The organism is Fibrobacter sp. (assembly GCF_017551775.1).
GTDB lineage: Bacteria > Fibrobacterota > Fibrobacteria > Fibrobacterales > Fibrobacteraceae > Fibrobacter.
Map to the genome: position 1 here is coordinate 1 of NZ_JAFZKX010000073.1, position 3,324 is coordinate 3,324.

The following is a 3,324-nucleotide window of genomic DNA, read 5'->3' on the forward strand; positions in this document are numbered from 1 at the left end:
CAAGTACGTTACTGGCGCCTTCCCGTCTGCTTGCGGTAAGACGAACCTCGCCATGCTCATCCCGACTATCCCGGGCTGGAAGGTCGAAACCATCGGTGACGACATTGCATGGATGAAGTTTGGCAAGGATGGCCGTCTCTATGCTATCAACCCGGAAGCCGGCTTCTTCGGCGTTGCTCCGGGCACCTCTGCAGAATCCAACAAGAACGCTCTTATCTCTGCAGAAAAGAACACCATTTACACGAACTGCGCACTCACTGAAGATGGCGACATCTGGTGGGAAGGCATCGGCTACCCGGCTAAGGGCAAGCTCGTTGACTGGAAGGGCAAGACCCGTGACGCTCTCCCGAAGGACAAGGCTCCTAAGGGCGAAGAAATGGCTCACCCGAACGCTCGCTTCACCGCTCCGGCTAAGCAGTGCCCGTGCATTGCCAAGGAATGGGAAGATCCTGCTGGCGTGCCTATCTCTGCAATCCTCTTCGGTGGCCGTCGTCCTTCTACAATTCCTCTGGTGCACCAGTCTCTCAACTGGAACCACGGCGTGTTCCTCGGCTCCATCGTGGGTTCTGAAATCACCGCTGCTTCCACCATCAACGCTGCTGAAGTCGGTAAGATCCGTCGCGACCCGTTCGCCATCCTCCCGTTCTGCGGCTACAACATGGGTGACTACTTCAAGCACTGGATCGAAATCGGCAAGAAGTCCTCTGAAGACAAGCTTCCGAAGATCTTCTACGTCAACTGGTTCCGTAAGGATGCCAACAACGAGAAGCTCCCGGGTGGCTTCATGTGGCCGGGTTACGGCGACAACAGCCGCGTGCTCGCTTGGATCTTCGACCGTTGCAACGGCGACAACTCCAACGTTGTTGAAACCGCTATCGGTTACATGCCGAAGACCCTCAACACCGAAGGTCTCGCTGACTACTACAAGGAAACCCTCCCGGAAATCCTCAAGGTTGATGTGGAAGGCTGGAAGAAGGAACTCGCCGACGTTAAGGAAAACCACTATCCGAAGTTCGGCAGCCACCTCCCGAAGGAACTCTCCGAAATCATCGACATGATCCAGGATCGTCTCAACAAGGCCTAATAAGCGCCTTTTCCTAACGGAAAATCCTTAAAAGATTCGCGACCCGCCGCAAGGCTGGCCGCGGTCTTTTTTTTATGGGCGCGCGCTTAATTTATATAGATACGCCGTTGATTCTTGTAGTTTGCCTTTAATCTGCCGAAATATTGCGCTAATCGGGCAATTCACATACGAAAATGTGTCGCGCCTGCATTTTTTTTTATATTTGCCGCGTGATTGAAAAGAAAAAGAAGAACCCGTTGTTTGAGCTTTTTATGCGACTTGTCATGGTGGTTGTTATTTACACCGTGCGCGTTTTCTTGTATGTGTGGTACCGCCCGAAGGTGGAGTTCGTAGGGGAGTCGGTGAAGTCCTCGCGCCTCAAGACGCCCTCCGTGCTTATCGCGAACCATACCAGCATGCTCGACCCCCTCATGATGCTCGCCATATTCTTCCACAAGAGGAGCATCGTAGTGGCCAAGGACCAGGTGGAAGACCCGCATTTCAGCTGGGCGCTCACGCGCGTGAAGTGCGTGATTCCCTGCGATCGCTTCAATCTCGATACCGAATGGGCGCTCATCGCGAAGAAGGAACTCGAGAAGGGCAACTCCGTGATTATTTTCCCCGAAGGCAAGTGCCGCTACGACGGCCTGCTGAATGAATTCAAGACGGGCTTCGCGTTCCTCGCGCGCAGTACGGGCGCTCCCGTGGTTTCGGTGGGGCTCGACGGCATATACAAGTTCGGCCACCGCACCCGCGTTATTGTGGACGATGCCGAAAAGATCGAGCGCGTGAAGGGCGTGCCTTCGTCCAAGCATCTCGCGGAACGCAGCGAATACTTCCGCCAGAAGGTCTGGAAACTCAAGCAGAAGGCGCTCGGCGTCGCTGAAGCTCCGGTATTGCCGGTGGCGGCTGAAACGCCCGAGGAGGTGCAGGCGTGAAGACTGGACTCGTTCTAGAAGGCGGCTCCCGCCAGACCATGTTCAGCGCGGGCGTTTTGGATACCTGGCTCGACGAAGGCATCGAGTTCAATTACGTCTCCGGTGTTTCCGCCGGTGCGCACGCCGCGGTCAATTTCGTTACGCGCCAGCAGGGGAGGCTCAAGTTCATCGTGCTTCCGACCCGCCTGCAGGAGGGCAAGAAGTGGGCGAGCAAGTTCATCGGAATCCAGAAAGAATTCCATGCGCTCAACTACCTCTCCGCCGACGGCAAGATGCCGTTCGATTTCGATACTTACTCCAAGTCGAAGATTGAATGCGAGTTCGGGCTTACCTGTTGCGAGACGGGCCGCGCCGAATTCAAGTCCGAGAAAAACGACAAGTGGCGCCTGCTCGACATCATCAGCGCGAGCTGCGCTCTCCCGATGCTTTTCCCGATGGCGCCGCTCGACGGCAAGCACTATGCCGACGGCTGCATTACGGTCCCGATTCCATTTGAACGCGCCTTCGAGAGGGGCTGCGACAAGGTGGTGGCCGTGTCGACGCATTACCCGGGCGAGGCCGTGACGGACTTCCGCAAGTACCGCGCCATCCTGAACCCGATGTACAAGCGCAAGTACCCCGAACTTTTCCGCGCGCTCATGCTGCGCCTCAAGCGCTACGACAAGATGTTCCTGCAGATGGACAAGCTCGAGAAGGAAGGGCGCCTGTTCCTGATGCGCCCCGAAATCGACCTGTGCGACCAGTTCGATACCGACATGGCCAAGATGAACGAGTCTTACGACCACGGTGTCGAGATCGCCAAGCGCCGCATGGACGACCTGAAGGCCTTCCTGGAACTCTGACATTCTGTAAAATTTTACTTACAAAACCAAACAAAAAGGCGAAACCTACAAAAATGTAGGTTTTTCTTGTTTAGACCCCCTAAATTTAACGAAAAAAGGCAATTTACAAAACTTGCAAAATACTAACTTACAAAAATGTAAGTTTTTGTAGATTTTTGCCGTTTTTTCGCATTTTACAAGTGCGCTTTGCTATCTTTAATCCCGTTAAAATCATTAACAATCAAAACTCTCAATGGAGATATAAAAAATGGCAATTAAGAATGCTTACCTTCAGAAAGTCTATGACAAGGTCGTCGCCCGTGATCCGGACCAGGCCCTTTTCCACCAGGCTGTCCGTGAATTCCTCGAATCCCTCGACCCCGTCCTCGAACAGGACAAGTCTTGGGAAACCAACGGCGTTATCGACCGTCTCGTCGAACCCGAACGCGTGATCACTTTCCGCGTTCCTTGGCTCGATGACCAGGGTAACGTTCAGGTCAAC

General features: G+C 54.2%; 3 protein-coding genes and 1 pseudogene. All 4 read left to right on the plus strand.

Annotation, left to right across the window (positions count from 1 at the left end; genetic code table 11):
• On the plus strand, nt 1-1,084 hold a 1,084-nt coding region (locus IK012_RS08525; protein WP_290953151.1), incomplete at its 5' end, for a phosphoenolpyruvate carboxykinase (GTP).
• 209 nt (nt 1,085-1,293) lie between these two features.
• Nucleotides 1,294-2,001: a 1-acyl-sn-glycerol-3-phosphate acyltransferase gene (locus IK012_RS08530; protein WP_290953154.1), complete on the plus strand. Its 708-nt coding sequence runs from the start codon at nt 1,294-1,296 to the stop codon at nt 1,999-2,001.
• Complete coding sequence (locus tag IK012_RS08535) at nt 1,998-2,843, plus strand: patatin family protein (protein ID WP_290953155.1); 846 nt, start codon at nt 1,998-2,000, stop codon at nt 2,841-2,843. The genes IK012_RS08530 and IK012_RS08535 overlap by 4 nt, the downstream gene beginning before the upstream one ends.
• Nucleotides 2,844-3,090: 247 nt before the next feature.
• A pseudogene (locus IK012_RS08540) lies at nt 3,091-3,324 on the plus strand (NADP-specific glutamate dehydrogenase); the annotation flags it as partial.